The sequence below is a fragment of the Kangiella sp. HZ709 genome, assembly GCF_009674675.1.
Classification (GTDB): Bacteria; Pseudomonadota; Gammaproteobacteria; order Enterobacterales; family Kangiellaceae; genus Kangiella.
Map to the genome: position 1 here is coordinate 402,132 of NZ_WKJC01000002.1, position 16,171 is coordinate 418,302.

The window sequence follows — 16,171 nt, forward strand, 5'->3', positions numbered from 1 at the left end:
CTAATAAAATAAACTGCTTTACTGTTCTCATTAGAAAGCTCCACTAAAAAATAAAGTATTTGCAAATAAACGAGCACTACCTAACCAATAGCCTCTAAAATTTGGATTGTCGTTAAATACAATAACCGAACCGCGGCCTTTGCGCAGCGCTACCACCGCAGCGGTATTTTTTATCGCATCAACATTTTCCTTAGACGCGTAGCCAGCTAATAAAGGTTTATCTGAATATTCCGCGACCGTAATAAAATCTCGTTTAGCTGGTTGGATAATTTGACTAGAAGCTTTGGTATAAGGAAGGCTTTTCTTTTGAATACCAAAAGTTAGCGGGTGAGATAGATCCAGTTGGGTTTCAAAAATCGCACCGCCAATTAATTGCTCGGTAAAAGCTGCTTGCCGCTCTGAATAAGGACGGCCTTCAGGAGCTTTAGCATCTCTTTTAACCAACTCTAAAGGCGCTAACTTATGTTCAATCACCCAGCGTACAGCGCTTCGACTGGCAACTAAAGCCCCACCTTGATTTAACCACTGCTCAATCTTTTTCTTCGCGGCATCATCCAGTTTAGGGTAGCGGCCATTCACCATGATCAAATGGCTGTATTCAGATAAATCAATATTAGCAAGATCTGATGCTGGCTGCATCGATGTCTGTATTTCTAAGCGTTTATCCAATAAAAACCAAGCTTCGCCGGCTTCATAGGAAGAAACACCATTACCAATTAACAATAATGGTTTAGGCGCTTTTAGATTCACCATATTGGGAGAACCTAAATCAATTCCCGATTGACTAAAGCCCGTATTAATCCCAGTTAAATCCATACCTCTTGCTTGAGCATATGACTGCCAAAGGTTTTTTAATATCGCTTTGTCTTCAGCATTATCCACCTGAACCACAAGACTGCCTTTAGAAAAAGTTTTATTGCCTGCAGACACAGGAAGTTCAAACGATTTTCGGCTTAAGCGAACAGTTAATCCTGCCGCCAACAATTTATTGGTAAATGCTAAGCTATATAAATTATTAGCCGAGTAACTGTAAGCCACTACATTTTCAGCATCCGTTAGCTGCCCTAGTTTTAGCTCTACTTTTTCAGTAAACAATGAAGCCGTTTTGCGGCTATCTAAGATCTGGTAATGCAAATTAAATGCATGTGGCATAGTCCAAGCAGAAACGTCATAGAAAGTATTATCTTCAAACTCAGTACGCGACTCAAAAATAGTTTTGATCAGGCCATACTGTTCTTGGTTGTATTTAACTAGATAACTATCTTTAGCCGGATAGTTTTTTCCTTCTACGGTCGTTTCATTTTTTAATTGCGATACTTCAATTTGATGTTGCTTTAAAATTGATAAAAATTCTTGCAGTCGACCATTATCCTTAGAAGTAAAAATCACGCCCTGCTCAGTATCTTTGACCGCTTTAATTCGCTGTTCTTTGAAAAAATCTGCTTGGTAATCCTTTAAATTACTGCCTAATTCTTTAGCTGCTTTTAGAGTAGAAAAGGATGTGGCTACTTGATTTCGTACTGCAAAAGGAAATGTCACTTCTCCGTTAATAGACTCTTGAGTATGCCCTCGAGAGCTAGCTTGCTCAAATAAGATCCCAATACCGCCATTAATATCTGGGAATGTTGATCCTTTGCCATAATAAAAATCATCAAAACTTTCTTTGCTGTAATAAGGCACACTCAGCTTATCTAAAGCCTTGGCATGATATTTTGCTATTTCATTGGTTAATTCAAAGTTTAAATCTGAAGTTAAAGGGTTTTGCCTTGACGGTACTCCTGGCTGGAAGAAATAGGTGCTGTTGGTGCCCATCTCATGGAAATCGCCCACAATAGTCGGTCGCCAGTTATAAAACAACTCGACCCGAGCACGACTTTCAGGATGTTGCAGTAATAACCAGTCGCGATTTAAATCAAACCAATAATGATTGGTTCTGCCTGCAGGCCAAGCTTCGTTATGTTCAATGGAGTCTGAATCCGATACCAGTTGCGCACCTTTGTAGCGATTCACCCAATTCGCAAAACGATCCAGTCCATCAGGGTTTAACATAGGATCGATAATCACAATATTGTTAGCCAATAACTCTTGAACCCATCTTTCTTGCGAAGCCGCCAAACGATAAGCCACTAAGGGCGCTGCGTTAGCGCCACTGGCTTCATTACCATGCACCGAATAACCTAAATAGACAACATTGGGTGTGTTTTGGAAATTTAAGTTTTTCCGATCGGCGCTAATGGTACCTAATTTAGCAAGATTCTCAGGTGAAGAAATAAATGCTGCGATTAAAGGACGCTGCTCATGGGAAAGCCCGGTTTGGGTCACCTTAACTTTATCTGAACTTTTATCTAATGCCTTAAAGAACGCTAGGCTTTGGTCTGGACGAATGTGCCAATCAGCAATGGCATAGCCCAAAGTATCGCTGGGCTTGTGGATACTGGAGTCGAATTGGATAGTTTCGTCAAAAAAATACTCAAATTTATCTTTCGCAGCCACAGCGCTGGAGACCGTTAGCGATAGGAATAATAACCCTAGTTTCTTTATGGTTTTCATATATTTATCATATTATTGGCGATTAACTCATTCTAACGCTTGCAAACTTCACCGCAAGCCCAAAGATAGAGTATAATCAAAGCATATTGTAACAATGAGTTTTATAAATGATTAACATCTCAGAAGGCGCACAAGAACATTTTCGCCGTTTACTTGCAGGACAAGAAGAAGTCGATACGGGCATTCGTGTTTTTGTAGTTAACCCTGGTACTTCCCATGCTGAGTGTGGCGTGTCTTACTGTCCGCCAGATGCGGTCGAAGAAAATGACACTGAACTGAAGTTTGAAGGTTTCTCTGCTTTTGTTGACGCTGATAGCGCGCCTTATTTGGAAGATGCACAAATTGATTACCAAAAAGAACAAACCGGCGGCCAATTAACTTTAAAAGCGCCCAATGCTAAAGCACGTAAAGTGGATGACGATGCGCCAGCCGAAGATCGAATCAAATACATTTTAGAGTCAGAAATCAATCCTGAGTTAGCCAATCATGGCGGCCAAGTCAGTTTGATGGAACTGACTGACAATGGTATAGCCGTGCTTCAATTCGGCGGTGGTTGCCAAGGCTGTGGCATGGTGGATGTGACTTTAAAAGAAGGTATTGAAAAAACCTTAGTCGAAAAAGTTCCAGAAGTGTCCGGCGTTCAAGACGTCACCGAGCATGCGGCTGGAGAAAATCCTTATTATTAAGGAATAGACTTTTATTAAATAAAAACCGTAATTCCCACGGAAGTGGGAATAGAACTAATTCAAGCACTCGACTATGCAAACAAAAACTCTACTTACTCTGTTTACCGCTTTTATTCTATCTGCCTGCGTTGGCAAATCAATTCAAGTAGAGGCCGCCAAAATCACGCTTCTCAATAATGAACCTAGCAACTGCAAGTTTCTTGGCGAAGTTTACGGTACTCAAGGTAATATCGTCACAGGCTTATTCACAACCGACGAAGAGTTAATTGCCGGCGCCCGCAATGACATCCGCAATAACGCCTTAGCACTCGGCGCCAACGCGCTCCTCATCACCAGAACCAACCCCAACAGAACCGAACGACTCGATTTTTATAGCTTCTATGGCAAAGCCTATCAGTGCCTTTGACTTCATATAAAGCATCTACTATTCTTAAATTCAAATAAAAATTCATACTGGAAACTCTTGTAAGCCATTCGCCATAAAGTACCCAAAAGATCGGTATCCCGAGCAATAATGCACTTTATGAGCGCCTTTACTATGGTATTGGCGACATTTTCAATACTTTGATTTTTTTAATAAGCAAATCAAAAACTTACAATCGAATACCGGTATTCTTATGTTAGATGTACGCTATGAAAGAAGGTTATTGCATACTTTATATTGGTACGGAGCGCAAAAAATGTGAGTCTGTGGCTAAAGCAAAATCTATTGCAACAGAAAACATGACCAGAAAGCCCGCACTCAGAATAGAGTTACTTTCAGAGCTAGATGAATTTGAGGCAGATTTCTGGGCTTATAATTACGATTTAAAGGAATGGGTTCCGTCATGATTAAATACCCAGCTAATACATTTAACCAGTTTGGGCACACTCGCCCTGCGGGCTGGACGCCGCTAGTGCAGCGCCTGTGCCAAAGGCGTTATGCGTAGAATAATATTAATCATCATCACTCTAAATCTATTTGCTTGTTCAACCACAACAGATGTTTCTTATAGATGTTCTTTGCAATCCTCGGAGAGTTGGACTTATATTTCTGACAGGCGTGAATTGACGGAAGAAATAAAGCGTGATGTAGGGCAAGAAAATTTTAAACCATCCTCCAGCTACGATGATTTATGGTATAAGAATGAAGAGGGCAAATTTGCATATTGTAAAAGCTCAAAGAGTAAAAATAAGCATTTTGATAGAGCTTGTTACTCCTCGCAAATTTATATAGAAAAAAAGAACAACAAATGGGAAATATATGATGAAAGCATCATATTGTGTGGGAGTCATTAAAACCCATAACAAGGAGCATCAGGTGCGACGGTTTACAAGCCGCCGCTGTGCTGGCCATTCAACTCCTAACCCTTGATCAGATCCTGATGCAATACTTCTAAAATCGTTTCTGCCTGCTCATCATTGACTAAAAAAGATAAATGGTGGTCACTAGAAGTATGGCTTAGTAATAGCCACTGATCCGGTAAGTGCCCTTCTTCAATTTGTAACAGATGCCATAAGGCTTGACTAGCTTGGCAGCCTACTAAAGTAATAATAGCGCTATGGGACAATAAAACACTTAAGCAAACCTCCGCTAGCTTACCGGATAGTTCATCCAGAATTTCTGCGGTATAAACGCTATTACTATGATCGATTTCTAACACTAACGATTCTTTAGTCGAAGCTAAAAGTTCACTCGTTAGGCCAAACTCATTAATGATGGCAAAGACTTTCTGCAGAGTATCTGGCTGTTGCCCTCTTCTTCCTAAGAGCAGAGTAATCACAGGAATATTCTGCCTAATGGCTAAGGCTTTTACCCACTTGGACTCATCATAACTGTCATTAACTAAAGTGCCCTCTTCTTTAGGTTTTTTGGTGCTGCGAACTTCTATTGGGATTCGCTGCGGGGCAACAGCGCTTAAGCAACGCGGGTGCAAGACTTTAGCACCTGATTGAGCTAAATCGAACGCCTCGTTATAACTGAGCTGTTTGAGTTTAAACGCGGCTTTAACTTTGCGCGGATCACAAGAATAGATGCCATCAACATCAGTCCAGATTTGCAGTAGTTGCGCAGATAACAAACTCGAAAAATAAGCAGCAGAAGTATCAGAGCCTTCGCGCCCTAATAATACCGTCTGCCCATTGGCATTACTGGCGATAAAACCTTGGCTTAAAATCACATCCGTTTGTTCTGCCCATTGTTGGCTTAGCTGGTGGTTGGCTCGAGGGCGGCAAACCGCATTTAAAAAATATTCATTCACATTTTTGGGCTCATCATCTACTGCCGTCAAATGCTCTCTCGCATCGACCCACTGAGTTTTCACGTTAAGATTTTCAGCAAGATAAGCTTCACCAAGAGTCGATGATAATAACTCACCATGAGCTACCAGCTCAGCTCTATCACAAGGCGAAACTGTTTGTTTTTCTTTGATGTTAGCGACTGTATTTTGCAAACTTTCAAACCAAGGCTTAAGAAGCTCAGATGAAATTGAAAGTTCTGTCGCCAACTGCTTATGTCGCGCTATAACCGATTGTAAAAGTTCGCTTTCTTGTCCCGCAGCCGCATGCTGAGCAAGTTGCTCTAGTTGGTTCGTGACATCTTTAAATGCTGAATGAATGACGGCAACCTTAAAGCCTTGATCAAGATGGGTTGAGACTATCGACTGAATATTTTTCCAATCATCAATACTCGATACACTCGAACCACCAAACTTTAGTACCCGCCATTGTGGAGTGACATTTGATTCTAAACTGGCTGTTTCTGACATAGGCTTCTCAACCATGGTTAATCCTTTGCGGGGTCAGCTAATTGAAATTGATTGCCACAATAAGGACAAGCCCCTTTGCCCTCATCATCTAGGGGAATATAAACTCTAGGGTGCTGATCCCAAAGCGGGTCATCCGGCATTGGGCAACTCAACGGTAAGTCTTTTTGGCTTATAGTTTTAACGGACTTTGACATAGATTATCCTCTTAATGATAAAGCTATTGTACCTATTGCGAAGTAAATGTCGAAGTCCACAATTCAGTGACCCATCGAATCGAAATTTCAACTGTTTTAGATTGAATCAAACCCGGCTCTGTGTCTAATCGTTTCTGATTAATTAGAGTCTGATATTGCTCATAAATCTGACTCAATTGTAGAGCAGTTTCTTGTTCAAGGCATTGCTGCTGTTGTAACCACTTAAGCCAAAAAGCATTACTATAAATATTCGGTAGCTCAGTGATATTTTTGCTTTGCTTTAATACCCAATACTGAACTAAGAACTCAATATCGACAAGGCCGCCATGACCTTGTTTTATATCCCAGAGCTGTTCAGAGCTACGATCAAGATTGGTCCGCATCTTTTGGCGCATTTCAACAACGTCTTGCTTTAACTTTTCATCGGTTGCCAACAAATCTAGCCTTACTGCTTTATATCTCTCGGCAAATGCCTTATCCCCAGCTACCGAGCGTGCACGTGTTAAGGCTTGCTTTTCCCAAGTCCAAGCTTGTTCTTTTTGATAACTGACAAAAGCCTCAAACTCACTCACCAGTAAGCCTGAACGCCCCGATGGCCTTAGCCTGGTATCCACTTCATACAAGCTCCCTTCGGCAGTACGTGTATTTAAATAATGCACTAAACGCTGAGTTAAGCGAGTATAAAACTGAGAAATTTCTATCGGTTTTTTGCCATTAGTAATCGCATCGGAATGGGATTGATATAAAAAAACCAAATCCAGATCTGAGCCAAAACCAAGTTCATGGCTACCTAGTTTGCCATAACCTAAAATCAGAAAGTTACTGACTTTATCCACTTTTGCATTTTCCGGCACACCATGCTTTTGCGCCATTTCATACCAACACAATTCCAATAGTGCATCTAATACTAACTCGGCGATGTCCGTTAATTGTCGAGTCACATCTAATATATTGAAGCGGTGATTTAAAAAGCCAGCGGCAACTTTAAACTGACTAGCCACTTTAAATCGGCCAATTGCTAATAGCCTTTCTTCAATATTATCTTGCTCGACTCTCAGCAGACTCTGCCTGAGTAAGTCAGCCAAATCCTCTATGGATAGAATTTTTCCGAAGTTTGCCGGAAATAATAACTCATCCAGCAATGAAGGAGATTGTTTGAGCTGTTCTACTAACCAGTTAGAGCGGCTGACTAAAATCATCAGATGCTCAAGTAGCGGCAAATTTTCAGCTAGCAATTCAAAGTAAGCGGTTCTTTTTCCGATCGCCTGTATCAGCGATAGTCCGCGTTCCAAAGTGACATTAGGGTTTGAACCTTTTTGCGTATACAACACCAGGTACGGTAATAACTGGTTTAGTTTTTTCTGCCCCCGCTGACCCAACTTATCATTAACGAAGTCTCTTTTAAATTTAATGGCCCGCTCAAGCAGCGCTTGATCAAAATCAGTCGGCATATTAAAAATGAATTCCTGACTGCTAGATAAGCTTAGGTATTTACTCAGGCGCTCTGCTTCGTCGTCTTGTTGGTCAGCATTGTTTCCATCGTGGAACATTTGCTGAAAAAACTCTGCCACTTTATCTCTATGGACGTTTATTTCGGTATGGAAGCTTTGCCAATCTGGGAAGTCCATCAGCAGTGCTAACTGTTGCTGCTCTTTTATCTCACTAGGCAAGTCTTGTATTTGTTTATCCTTCCTAAACTGTAAAATATTTTCTACTTCTCTTAAAAACTCATAGGCCTTCGATAATTGTTTTGAGGCTTCATTAGATATCAAACTTTTTTGGGTTAACACTTCAAGGCTATGCCACCAGTTTTTAAGCTGCAACTCGGGATGTCGACCGCCACTAATAAGCTGTAAACTTTGCACAATAAACTCTAATTCTCGAATGCCACCATGACCAAGCTTGATATTTTGATCTAAATTACGATACTGCAGCTCTGTCGTTATTTTTTGCTTCAACTGACGAATAGAATCCAAAACACTAAAGTCGATATAACGCCTAAAACTAAAAGGCTGAATAATGCCTTGGATGTGTTTTTTCGCCACAATATCCAGACAAAAATAATCAGCTTTAATCATGGCAAAACGTTCCCATTCGCGTCCCTGCTCAAGATAATAGTCGGCCATCGCATCAAAATTTAGTGTTAGTGCGCCACTTTCTCCGTAGGGTCTTAAGCGCATATCCACACGATAGACAAAGCCGTCTGCAGTATTTTCATGGAGTAAGGCAATCAGCTTTTGCGCCAATCGTCTAAAATACTTTTGATTATCGATGGCGCGAGTGGTTTGTCTAACCTTATCATCAGTGGCTGATGATAAGGTTTCGCCCTCTTCTGGATAGCAAAAAATCAAATCAATATCCGAAGAAAAATTGAGCTCGCCTCCGCCTAGTTTACCCATCAACATAATCACTAAATCTTGGTGAGGATAATTAGCTGAGCTGGCTACTCCATATTGTTGACTTAAGCTATGTTTAACCCAGCGATAGGCACTACTAATTAACTGTCTTGCCAATAAGGACTGTAAGGCGGTAATGTTTCGTATCGACAATGTTTTAGTAATTTGTAACGCTATAAAGCAGATCGAATAGAAGTGGCGTTGTTTTCTCAGCCACTTTTTTACTTCAAACTCACTGAAGTCTTGCATGGGGCTTGCAGAGATCGATTCAATGATTTGAGTTAACTCTGAAAAATCTTTTTTAAGAACAGCATCTATCTTTATAAGCCAGTCAGGCTCTTTAAGTGCCCACTCAAAAGCATAATCACTAGCAAACAGTAAATCTTTACTCCAAAGCAAATCACTCAGAGCTTGTTCTGGATTATCCGTTTGTGAGCTATTGTCTAACTTACTGTGCCATTGAGCATAGCGATCTTCGGCTAATCTTTTAAACTCACTCGGCAAAGTTTGAACTAGGTGATTGTGCAAAGAAAGACCTACCCTTCTTACATACTTTTTATTGATTATGACACAGCTTTAACTAAGACCAAATAATGAAAAGAGATAATATTGAATTACACATATTTACAATTAACATTTGAATCAAGTACTAATTCATTGATAGGATAATTTATCTAAAAAAGGAGTATCAATATGGGATTTTTAGTATTTCTGGGCATTCTAATCGCAATAGCCCTCTTCTTTGTTGCTATATACAACAAATTAATTGCTTTAAAGGAACGAGTGGCTAATGCATGGGCGCAAATCGATGTGCAATTGCAGCGTCGTTATGACTTAATTCCAAATCTGGTTGAAACCGCCAAGGGCTATATGGCGCATGAAAAAGATACCTTGGAAGCTGTCATTAATGCTAGAAATAGTGCAGTTTCAGCAGGGCAAGCAGCTGCCAGCAATCCATCTGATCCCGATGCTATTAAAAATGTAATGGCCGCCGAGGGGCAACTGACTGGCGCACTTGGCCGTCTTTTTGCTTTAGCGGAAGCCTACCCTGATTTAAAAGCGAATCAGACTATGGAACAACTAATGGAAGAGCTAGCGACTACGGAAAATAAAATTTCCTTTGCGCGCCAAGCCTACAATGATGCGGTGATGCAATATAACGTCTACCAAGAACAATTCCCTAACAATCTTGTCGTTAACTTCTTCGGCGGTCATGCCAAAGCTGAAATGTATGAAGTAGAAGATGAGGAAGCTAAAAAAGTGGTTAAAGTTTCATTCGATAATTAATCAACTCACGTAATTTTAGATGGACTTTTTTGAACACCAAGAAGCAGCTCGGAAAAAAACCAAGCTGCTTATTTTTTATTTTGTCTTAGCTGTAATCTTAATCGTGACGGCTTTAAATCTTATCGCCTACTTTGCATTAAGTGGTTTTAGTGCTTCGCAGGGTGGTAACGAAGCCTTATCACTTTCCCAATGGCCTCAACAACCCGGTTTTTTCTTTACCTCTGGCGCTGCGCTCGGATTAATTGGACTTGGCAGTTTATTCCGTTGGTTCCAACTTCGAGGGGGAGGTAAATCTTTAGCAAGAATGGTCGGAGCAAGGGAAGTATTACCCGACTCCAACGATCGGTTAGAACGCCGCCTTATTAATGTTGTTGAAGAAATGTCCATCGCTTCTGGTATGCCGGTTCCTACTCTTTACGTTATGGATGAAGAGGAAGCGATTAATGCCTTTGTCGCAGGACAAGAATCGTCAGATACCATCATGGTAGTTACTCGCGGAGCTCTAGAGCAACTATCAAGACAAGAGTTACAAGGTGTTGTGGCACATGAATTTAGCCATATCTTTAACGGGGATATGAAAATTAATGTCCGTTTAATCAGCGTACTTGCTGGGATTTTAATTTTAGGTCAAGCCGGCTATTACGTTATGCGTAGCTTACGTTATTCTGGCAGTCGCTCAAACAGTAAGGATAGCGGGAATTTAATAGCGGTCGTTATGATCGTGGGTATTTCTATGTATATCATAGGATCTATTGGTTTGTTTTTTGGTCGTATGATTAAAGCGGCAGTTTCGCGTCAGCGTGAATTTTTAGCGGATGCTTCAGCGGTACAATATGCCCGTGATAATCAAGGTTTAGCCGGGGCCTTTATAAAAATTGCTCAGCAATCATCATTACTTGAAAGTCGCTACGCCGAAGAAACCAGTCATATGTGTATCGCCGAGCCGATAAAGCTTAATTTTTCCAGTTTAGCCACGCATCCTCCCATCGATAAACGCTTGGATGCCATCATGCCCGATTGGCAAGACTTCCAACATCAGCAATTAAATAAAGCTAAACGTAAAGCAGAAAGAAGTGCTGATGAACAAGCTCGCAGGGAAAAAGCTAAACAGAAAAAAGGTTTTGAGGCCTTTGGTGGCGAAGGGGTATTAGCGGGCATGGGCGGCTTAATAGAAACAGTTGGCAGTCCTACCACCTTACATTTACATGCCGCAAACGCATTGCTATTAGCGATGCCTGAAGTATTGCGAACAGCGGCGCATAACCATCACGCATCAAGCCATGCCATGTATCTGGTGTTTGCTTTATTAGTCAGCGACAATGGTCAAGTCGAGGAATCAGTCTTAAACTTGATTGCTGAAAAATATGGTGAATCCAGCAAAGAAGAAGTGTTAAAGCTCGCAAGCCATATGACTTCTAATAAGCGCTATTTGCGCCTAGCGATACTCGATATGGCAATACCCAGTATTCGTCGGCTTTCAAAAACAGAGCGTAAAAACTTTTTATCTTTACTAAAAGAATTAATCCATATGGATAAACAGGTTAGTCAGTTCGAATATATTTTGTATTCACTGGTTCGAAAAAGCCTGACCCCTGCAAATGCTAGCAGCAAAATTTATATAAAGCGCTTTAGCAAAGCACAAACTGAAATTCAGTTGATATTGTCTGCGGTTGTCCATGCTAGTCAAAATAGTGAAGCCGAAAAGCAACAATTATTTAACACACTGATCGTCAGTTTTTCTGATAAAAAAATGGAGTTGCTGCCAAATAATTTTGAAGCAGAATCCTTCCATAAATCGCTTTTAGTCCTTAATAAATTAACGCCGTTATTAAAGAAAGCGCTACTCAATGCTTTTGAAGAAGCAATCCAAGCCGACGGTATCGCACAAGTTGAAGAGATTGAGTTATTTCGCGCGATCTGCGAGTTTCTAGATTGTCCGCTGCCCAGAATTTTAGAAAACTACAGTCAAGATGTTGCCAATAAAATTCATGGCTCAAAACATTAAACTTTAGCCATATCCCTGTGCTTTTAGCTTTCTTCTGACGAGTTAGCAAATACCTCAGAAGCTAACAATGGTTTAGAAAAGTAATAGCCTTGAATGACATCACAGCCCAATTTTCGTAGCAGTTTGAGTTGCTCGTCGTTTTCTACACCTTCAGCTATTATCTCTAAACCTAGCTTATGAGCTAAAGCAATGGTAGAGCCTACAATTTTTTGGTCTTGCTCACTGTCTAAGATATCATCGATAAAGCTTTTATCTATTTTCATTCCGGTCACTGGAAAACGCTTTAGATAACCTAAAGAAGCATAACCGGTTCCGTAATCGTCAATCACTAAACTAAAACCTAAATCACTGAGGCGATTTAATTTTTTCAATGTTGCAGAAGCAGACTCGATAAAAACACTTTCGGTAAGCTCAAGATCAATTAAATCTGATGGCACATTATAATAATTAGTGATTCTTACCAACTCAGTAACAAAGTCTGCTCTTAATAATTGATGCGGTGATATATTAATTGCAACTGGCTTTAGTAAAAAGTCGTTTCTTTTCCATTCTGCAATCTGCTTAGCAATAGAAGTAAACAACCACTCACCAAATTTATGGACTAAAGAAAACTCTTCAGCGATGGCAATAATAACACTAGGCTCTATAGATTGACCTTTCGAATTGGTCCAACGCACTAATGCTTCGTACCCTACAATGGTCTTATGTGAAAGGCAGACTTTTGGCTGATAGACCAGGTAAAGTTCATCTGTATCGATCGCTCGACGCAGATCAATTGCCAGTTGATTTTTATTTTGAATTTCTTGAGCCAGCCCTTGGTTGTAGATTTGAAATTGGTCCTTACCCTGCGACTTAGAGCGATACATCGCAATATCTGCAGCTCTTAATAACTCATTATAGTTGTTACCATGATCAGGGTAGTGAGCAACCCCTATACTACAACCAATATGCAACTGATCATCATTGATAGTAAAGGGTTGTTTTAAAACACTTATTAAATTAATACAGATATTTTCTATATCAGATTTATTGTAATTACTCTTCGGCATGATTAAAAATTCATCACCACCATGCCTGCATATAACATCTTGACTGGTTAGTTGGGTTTTAAACCTAGCTGCAACCACCTTTAATAATTCATCACCAACGTTATGACCAAAGCTATCATTAATTAATTTAAATGAGTCCAAATCAATAAATAGTAATGCTTGTTCTTCAGTATCTTCATCATTAATTCTGGCATCAAAATTTTGTGCGAAAAAGCCTCGGTTACTTAAGGACGTCAAAGTATCATAATTAGCCAGCTGAAATAATTGCGCCTCATTCTCTATAACATCTTGCTCTCTTTGGCTACGTTCATAACGAAAAAGAATAATTAAAAACACTGTAGTAAAAATTGATCCTAATCGATTCGTTAAATTTAATAAATCTACTTTTTCTGAGCTTAGAGTTTTTGGAAACTCCATACCATTCATTTTTAAGAGATAAAAAGTAATGCTGACCGAGAGTGCCACAAAAGCATAAAACCAAACATAGTGCTTAGTTAGTAACAGTCCGCTGATTAAAACCACCACCATAAACCAGGCATCATTACGATTATCGAACCCGCCATATTCAATGTTGGCGATAATGATAATAAATAAGAAAAAGAATAATGCGATATGGGCTGGGATTTCACTGCGGCGTTTATTCTTCAACCACCATAAACATACAAGACCGGAAAACAGACTTACTATCAGGCTCAGCATGGTGGCGTACATTTCTAGATAATAGTAGATGATGGAAAATGTTATCGACAAGCTCATTCCAGCTAGAATAAACAAATAAACAACTTGCACCTGTAAAATCTCAGAGAAACTGTATTGCTCTCTGCTCATATTACAACGAGCCGACTCCAGAAGTGCTGTTTTATGACGTTTGAGCGAATCTAGTATTTTACTACCCTACTATTTATTTAATTCCAATACGGGTTTTGCTCAAATGCTTCCACCCTTAGTGTTTTTAAGGTTTGCAAGATTTCGTGTTCAGTACTTTCTAAAACTTCATCCTGCTGCTCAATACTGGCAAGGGTTTCTCTGACAAAGTCCAACTGTTTAAACAGCTCGATATTTGCCACTAAATCTACCCAATTCTGGCGAAATTTGACACGTTTTTTACTGTCAAACAAACTACCAAAAAATAAACCAATATCCAATGTTCGATAAAGCTTTGGCAAATAGTTAACATAATCTTCGTCAACTAACTCTTCTTTTGGTTTTAAATGACGGGTGATATCCAGCATTTGATGTTGTAACTGCTTAATCGCAAATGGAAAGATTTCTCTTTCAAGCTTATTTTTAAGCGGCTCTTTAATCTCTTCGCGCCATTCTTTTAAATATAACCAGCGGCTAAAATGTAATAGTTTTAAATTGTAACTTGAAGTAGCCAAGTAATTCCTAAACTCGTTAGATTCTCTATCAAAGTGCTCTTGCAGCTCTTGCTCTTTTGATTCTAGCGAGTCATAAACAAAGCCATAGGTTTTAGCATTTGCCAACCAATTTAAGCGCAACGCTATAGACTGAACTTTACTGAAATTCTGAGTAACTTCTCGCCAATCAGCCCTAACCTCCGCCAAAGAATGTCTAGGTATCAACGGCGCAAACACGGAATACATATGCTGCATATACATGAGAGCGCGATTGAGCTGTAAAAAATACTCGATATTCGATTCGCGTTTAATCATTTTGATGTAGTGTTGCCAATGGGCGAAACCGTAGTGGGCAATAGTTTCAAAAGCACCTTCAGCTGGAGACTTTGCCGTTAAAGGCACTACATCCAATCGGTTTAAGAAAGGCGTTTTTTCTGAGCTTAAGCGATAGCCGCGTTCAGCTTTACTTTCAGCAGACAAAACCAATTCAAAACTTTCAATGAGCTTTTTACTTAGTTCAAATAAATCTTTCGCCTGACCAGACTTAAGCTCTAACTCAACCTCACAAATAGTATTTGATTCCGATTTGTGGCTGATTTCACCTGAATCTAAAGCAATTTCTATTTGAGAGTCTGCTAATTCAATCAGTGCAAACTGACGGCTAAAGTCGGTTCTAAACAAAGGTCTTAAATTACCATCTTCATCTTGCGCTTCTTCAAGCAGTATCTGCAAATAGGGATCTTCAACTTTACTGAGATCAAGATTAGCATTGGAGATCTCAGTTTCAGACTCATTCCGCTGATAAAGTCCCCCGACTACTCGACCTTCAGACTTAACTGATTGAATATATGTTTCGCCAGCGCGACGAACTCTTAACCCTATTTTTAATTCTCTAAGCTTATGGCTTTCAGTATCATAATAAGTATTTATTAAATCACTTTGCTGCCATTCAACGGTTTTCCCAAGCTCATCACTAAACCATTGTTTTATAACGCTTAGTTGCTCAGATTTAGCCGCAAGCTTCATTTCTAATTCTACTGACATTGATTACCTGAAACTGATATCAAACACGGTCTTTTCAGCAGTTTACCCTGCAAATCAATAAGTTACCAATTTAATTAGCCCCAAAAACAGTAGCTTAAATATCACTGGCTCGATAGAATATGCGCTTTAATTTACAACCTTAATTGGTTGACTTGTTTACTTTTATACCTTGGGGATATTATGGCTAATTCTATTTTAGATTTATTTGCTTCCTCGCCTATTGCTCCTATGCAGGATCATATGGCTAAAGTTCATGAAAGTGCTTCCTTACTCAACGAATTTTTCACTGCATTGCTCAAACAAGATTGGCAAGCAGCGGAAGTCACCAGAGAAGCCATTCGTAAGCTTGAAAATGAAGCCGATGAGCTAAAGCACCAGCTCAGAACACACTTACCAAAAGGCTTGTTTTTGCCAGTAGCTCGTACCGACTTGTTAGCATTACTGAGCAAGCAAGACAAGATCGCTAATATTGCTAGGGATATATCAGGCCTCGCTTTCGCTAGAAAAATGCAGTTTCCTGAAAATGTTCATAAGCCTTTATTAGACCTAGTTGATCGTTGTATCGCCGCCTCTAAACAAGCCTTTAAAGCTATTAGTGAATTAGATGAGCTATTAGCCACTGGTTTTGGTGGACGCGAAGCAACTCTAGTCTCAGAAATGATCGAAAAACTCGACCAAATTGAAAATGATACTGATGACTTACAAAGAGCCGTTCTTAATTTAATTTTTGAACAAGAAGATGACTTGCCTCCGGTAAAAGTTATGTTTATGTACAAAGTCGTCCAAAAAATTGGTGACCTAGCTGACTGCGCACAGCAAGTTGGTTCTCGCCTTGAAATGACCATTGCTCGCTAG

The 16,171-nt window shown here is 39.8% G+C and carries 13 protein-coding genes; 7 read left to right on the forward strand and 6 right to left on the reverse strand.

From position 1 onward, the window contains the following. Positions 1 to 30 precede the first annotated feature (30 nt). Positions 31 to 2,550 carry a M14 family metallopeptidase gene (locus GJS41_RS10765; RefSeq protein ID WP_154247361.1) on the reverse strand — a complete coding sequence of 840 codons (2,520 nt, stop codon included), beginning with the start codon at positions 2,548 to 2,550 and terminating at the stop codon, positions 31 to 33. A gap of 107 nt (positions 2,551 to 2,657) precedes the next feature. Here GJS41_RS10765 and nfuA point away from each other — a divergent pair, with 107 nt between their 5' ends. The 4 genes from nfuA (at position 2,658) to GJS41_RS10785 (ending at position 4,514) form a co-directional block, all read left to right on the forward strand. Next, positions 2,658 to 3,236: a Fe-S biogenesis protein NfuA gene (nfuA, locus tag GJS41_RS10770; RefSeq protein ID WP_154247362.1), complete on the forward strand. Its 579-nt coding sequence runs from the start codon at positions 2,658 to 2,660 to the stop codon at positions 3,234 to 3,236. A 73-nt stretch (positions 3,237 to 3,309) separates the two neighbouring features. Further along, a complete protein-coding gene (locus tag GJS41_RS10775; RefSeq protein WP_154247363.1) occupies positions 3,310 to 3,642 on the forward strand; it encodes a DUF4156 domain-containing protein in 333 nt (110 codons plus the stop codon). 227 nt (positions 3,643 to 3,869) lie between these two features. After that, on the forward strand, positions 3,870 to 4,067 hold the full coding sequence (locus tag GJS41_RS10780; RefSeq protein ID WP_154247364.1) for a hypothetical protein: 198 nt from the start codon (positions 3,870 to 3,872) through the stop codon (positions 4,065 to 4,067). A 90-nt stretch (positions 4,068 to 4,157) separates the two neighbouring features. Next, on the forward strand, positions 4,158 to 4,514 hold the full coding sequence (locus GJS41_RS10785) for a hypothetical protein (protein WP_154247365.1): 357 nt from the start codon (positions 4,158 to 4,160) through the stop codon (positions 4,512 to 4,514). Between the two features lie 65 nt (positions 4,515 to 4,579). Here GJS41_RS10785 and GJS41_RS10790 read toward each other — a convergent pair whose 3' ends face one another. The 3 genes from GJS41_RS10790 to glnE are packed head-to-tail and all read right to left on the reverse strand — an operon-like array spanning position 4,580 to position 9,101. After that, on the reverse strand, positions 4,580 to 5,998 hold the full coding sequence (locus GJS41_RS10790; RefSeq protein WP_227551344.1) for an aspartate kinase: 1,419 nt from the start codon (positions 5,996 to 5,998) through the stop codon (positions 4,580 to 4,582). Between the two features lie 2 nt (positions 5,999 to 6,000). Further along, the gene (locus tag GJS41_RS10795; protein WP_154247366.1) at positions 6,001 to 6,177 is read right to left on the reverse strand and encodes a zinc-finger domain-containing protein; all 177 of its coding nucleotides are present in this window, start codon (positions 6,175 to 6,177) and stop codon (positions 6,001 to 6,003) included. 32 nt (positions 6,178 to 6,209) lie between these two features. After that, the gene (glnE, locus tag GJS41_RS10800) at positions 6,210 to 9,101 is read right to left on the reverse strand and encodes a bifunctional [glutamate--ammonia ligase]-adenylyl-L-tyrosine phosphorylase/[glutamate--ammonia-ligase] adenylyltransferase (protein WP_154247367.1); all 2,892 of its coding nucleotides are present in this window, start codon (positions 9,099 to 9,101) and stop codon (positions 6,210 to 6,212) included. Between the two features lie 165 nt (positions 9,102 to 9,266). Here glnE and GJS41_RS10805 point away from each other — a divergent pair, with 165 nt between their 5' ends. Both GJS41_RS10805 and GJS41_RS10810 read left to right on the forward strand, forming a co-directional pair. Next, positions 9,267 to 9,860 (forward strand): LemA family protein, encoded by a 594-nt coding sequence (locus GJS41_RS10805; RefSeq protein ID WP_154247368.1) that lies wholly within the window; start codon positions 9,267 to 9,269, stop codon positions 9,858 to 9,860. A gap of 19 nt (positions 9,861 to 9,879) precedes the next feature. Next, a complete protein-coding gene (locus GJS41_RS10810) occupies positions 9,880 to 11,865 on the forward strand; it encodes a M48 family metallopeptidase (protein ID WP_154247369.1) in 1,986 nt (661 codons plus the stop codon). Between the two features lie 23 nt (positions 11,866 to 11,888). On the opposite strand, the gene GJS41_RS10815 is transcribed toward GJS41_RS10810, so the two are convergent. After that, positions 11,889 to 13,742, reverse strand: a complete 1,854-nt coding sequence (locus tag GJS41_RS10815; RefSeq protein ID WP_154247370.1) for a bifunctional diguanylate cyclase/phosphodiesterase — start codon at positions 13,740 to 13,742, stop codon at positions 11,889 to 11,891. Between the two features lie 77 nt (positions 13,743 to 13,819). Next, positions 13,820 to 15,316: a CYTH and CHAD domain-containing protein gene (locus GJS41_RS10820; RefSeq protein WP_154247371.1), complete on the reverse strand. Its 1,497-nt coding sequence runs from the start codon at positions 15,314 to 15,316 to the stop codon at positions 13,820 to 13,822. A 180-nt stretch (positions 15,317 to 15,496) separates the two neighbouring features. Here GJS41_RS10820 and GJS41_RS10825 point away from each other — a divergent pair, with 180 nt between their 5' ends. Beyond that, positions 15,497 to 16,171, forward strand: coding sequence for a TIGR00153 family protein (locus GJS41_RS10825; protein ID WP_154247372.1), 675 nt, complete (start codon positions 15,497 to 15,499; stop codon positions 16,169 to 16,171).

Coding starts and splice junctions, on each gene's coding strand:
- GJS41_RS10815 (WP_154247370.1), bottom strand. CDS start 13,742: ATGAGCAGAGAGCAATACAGTTTCTCTGAGATTTTACAGGTGCAAGTT.
- GJS41_RS10805 (WP_154247368.1), top strand. CDS start 9,267: ATGGGATTTTTAGTATTTCTGGGCATTCTAATCGCAATAGCCCTCTTC.
- GJS41_RS10790 (WP_227551344.1), bottom strand. CDS start 5,998: ATGGTTGAGAAGCCTATGTCAGAAACAGCCAGTTTAGAATCAAATGTC.
- GJS41_RS10765 (WP_154247361.1), bottom strand. CDS start 2,550: ATGAAAACCATAAAGAAACTAGGGTTATTATTCCTATCGCTAACGGTC.
- GJS41_RS10780 (WP_154247364.1), top strand. CDS start 3,870: ATGAAAGAAGGTTATTGCATACTTTATATTGGTACGGAGCGCAAAAAA.
- GJS41_RS10810 (WP_154247369.1), top strand. CDS start 9,880: ATGGACTTTTTTGAACACCAAGAAGCAGCTCGGAAAAAAACCAAGCTG.
- GJS41_RS10795 (WP_154247366.1), bottom strand. CDS start 6,177: ATGTCAAAGTCCGTTAAAACTATAAGCCAAAAAGACTTACCGTTGAGT.
- GJS41_RS10820 (WP_154247371.1), bottom strand. CDS start 15,316: ATGTCAGTAGAATTAGAAATGAAGCTTGCGGCTAAATCTGAGCAACTA.
- GJS41_RS10785 (WP_154247365.1), top strand. CDS start 4,158: ATGCGTAGAATAATATTAATCATCATCACTCTAAATCTATTTGCTTGT.
- GJS41_RS10825 (WP_154247372.1), top strand. CDS start 15,497: ATGGCTAATTCTATTTTAGATTTATTTGCTTCCTCGCCTATTGCTCCT.
- nfuA (WP_154247362.1), top strand. CDS start 2,658: ATGATTAACATCTCAGAAGGCGCACAAGAACATTTTCGCCGTTTACTT.
- GJS41_RS10775 (WP_154247363.1), top strand. CDS start 3,310: ATGCAAACAAAAACTCTACTTACTCTGTTTACCGCTTTTATTCTATCT.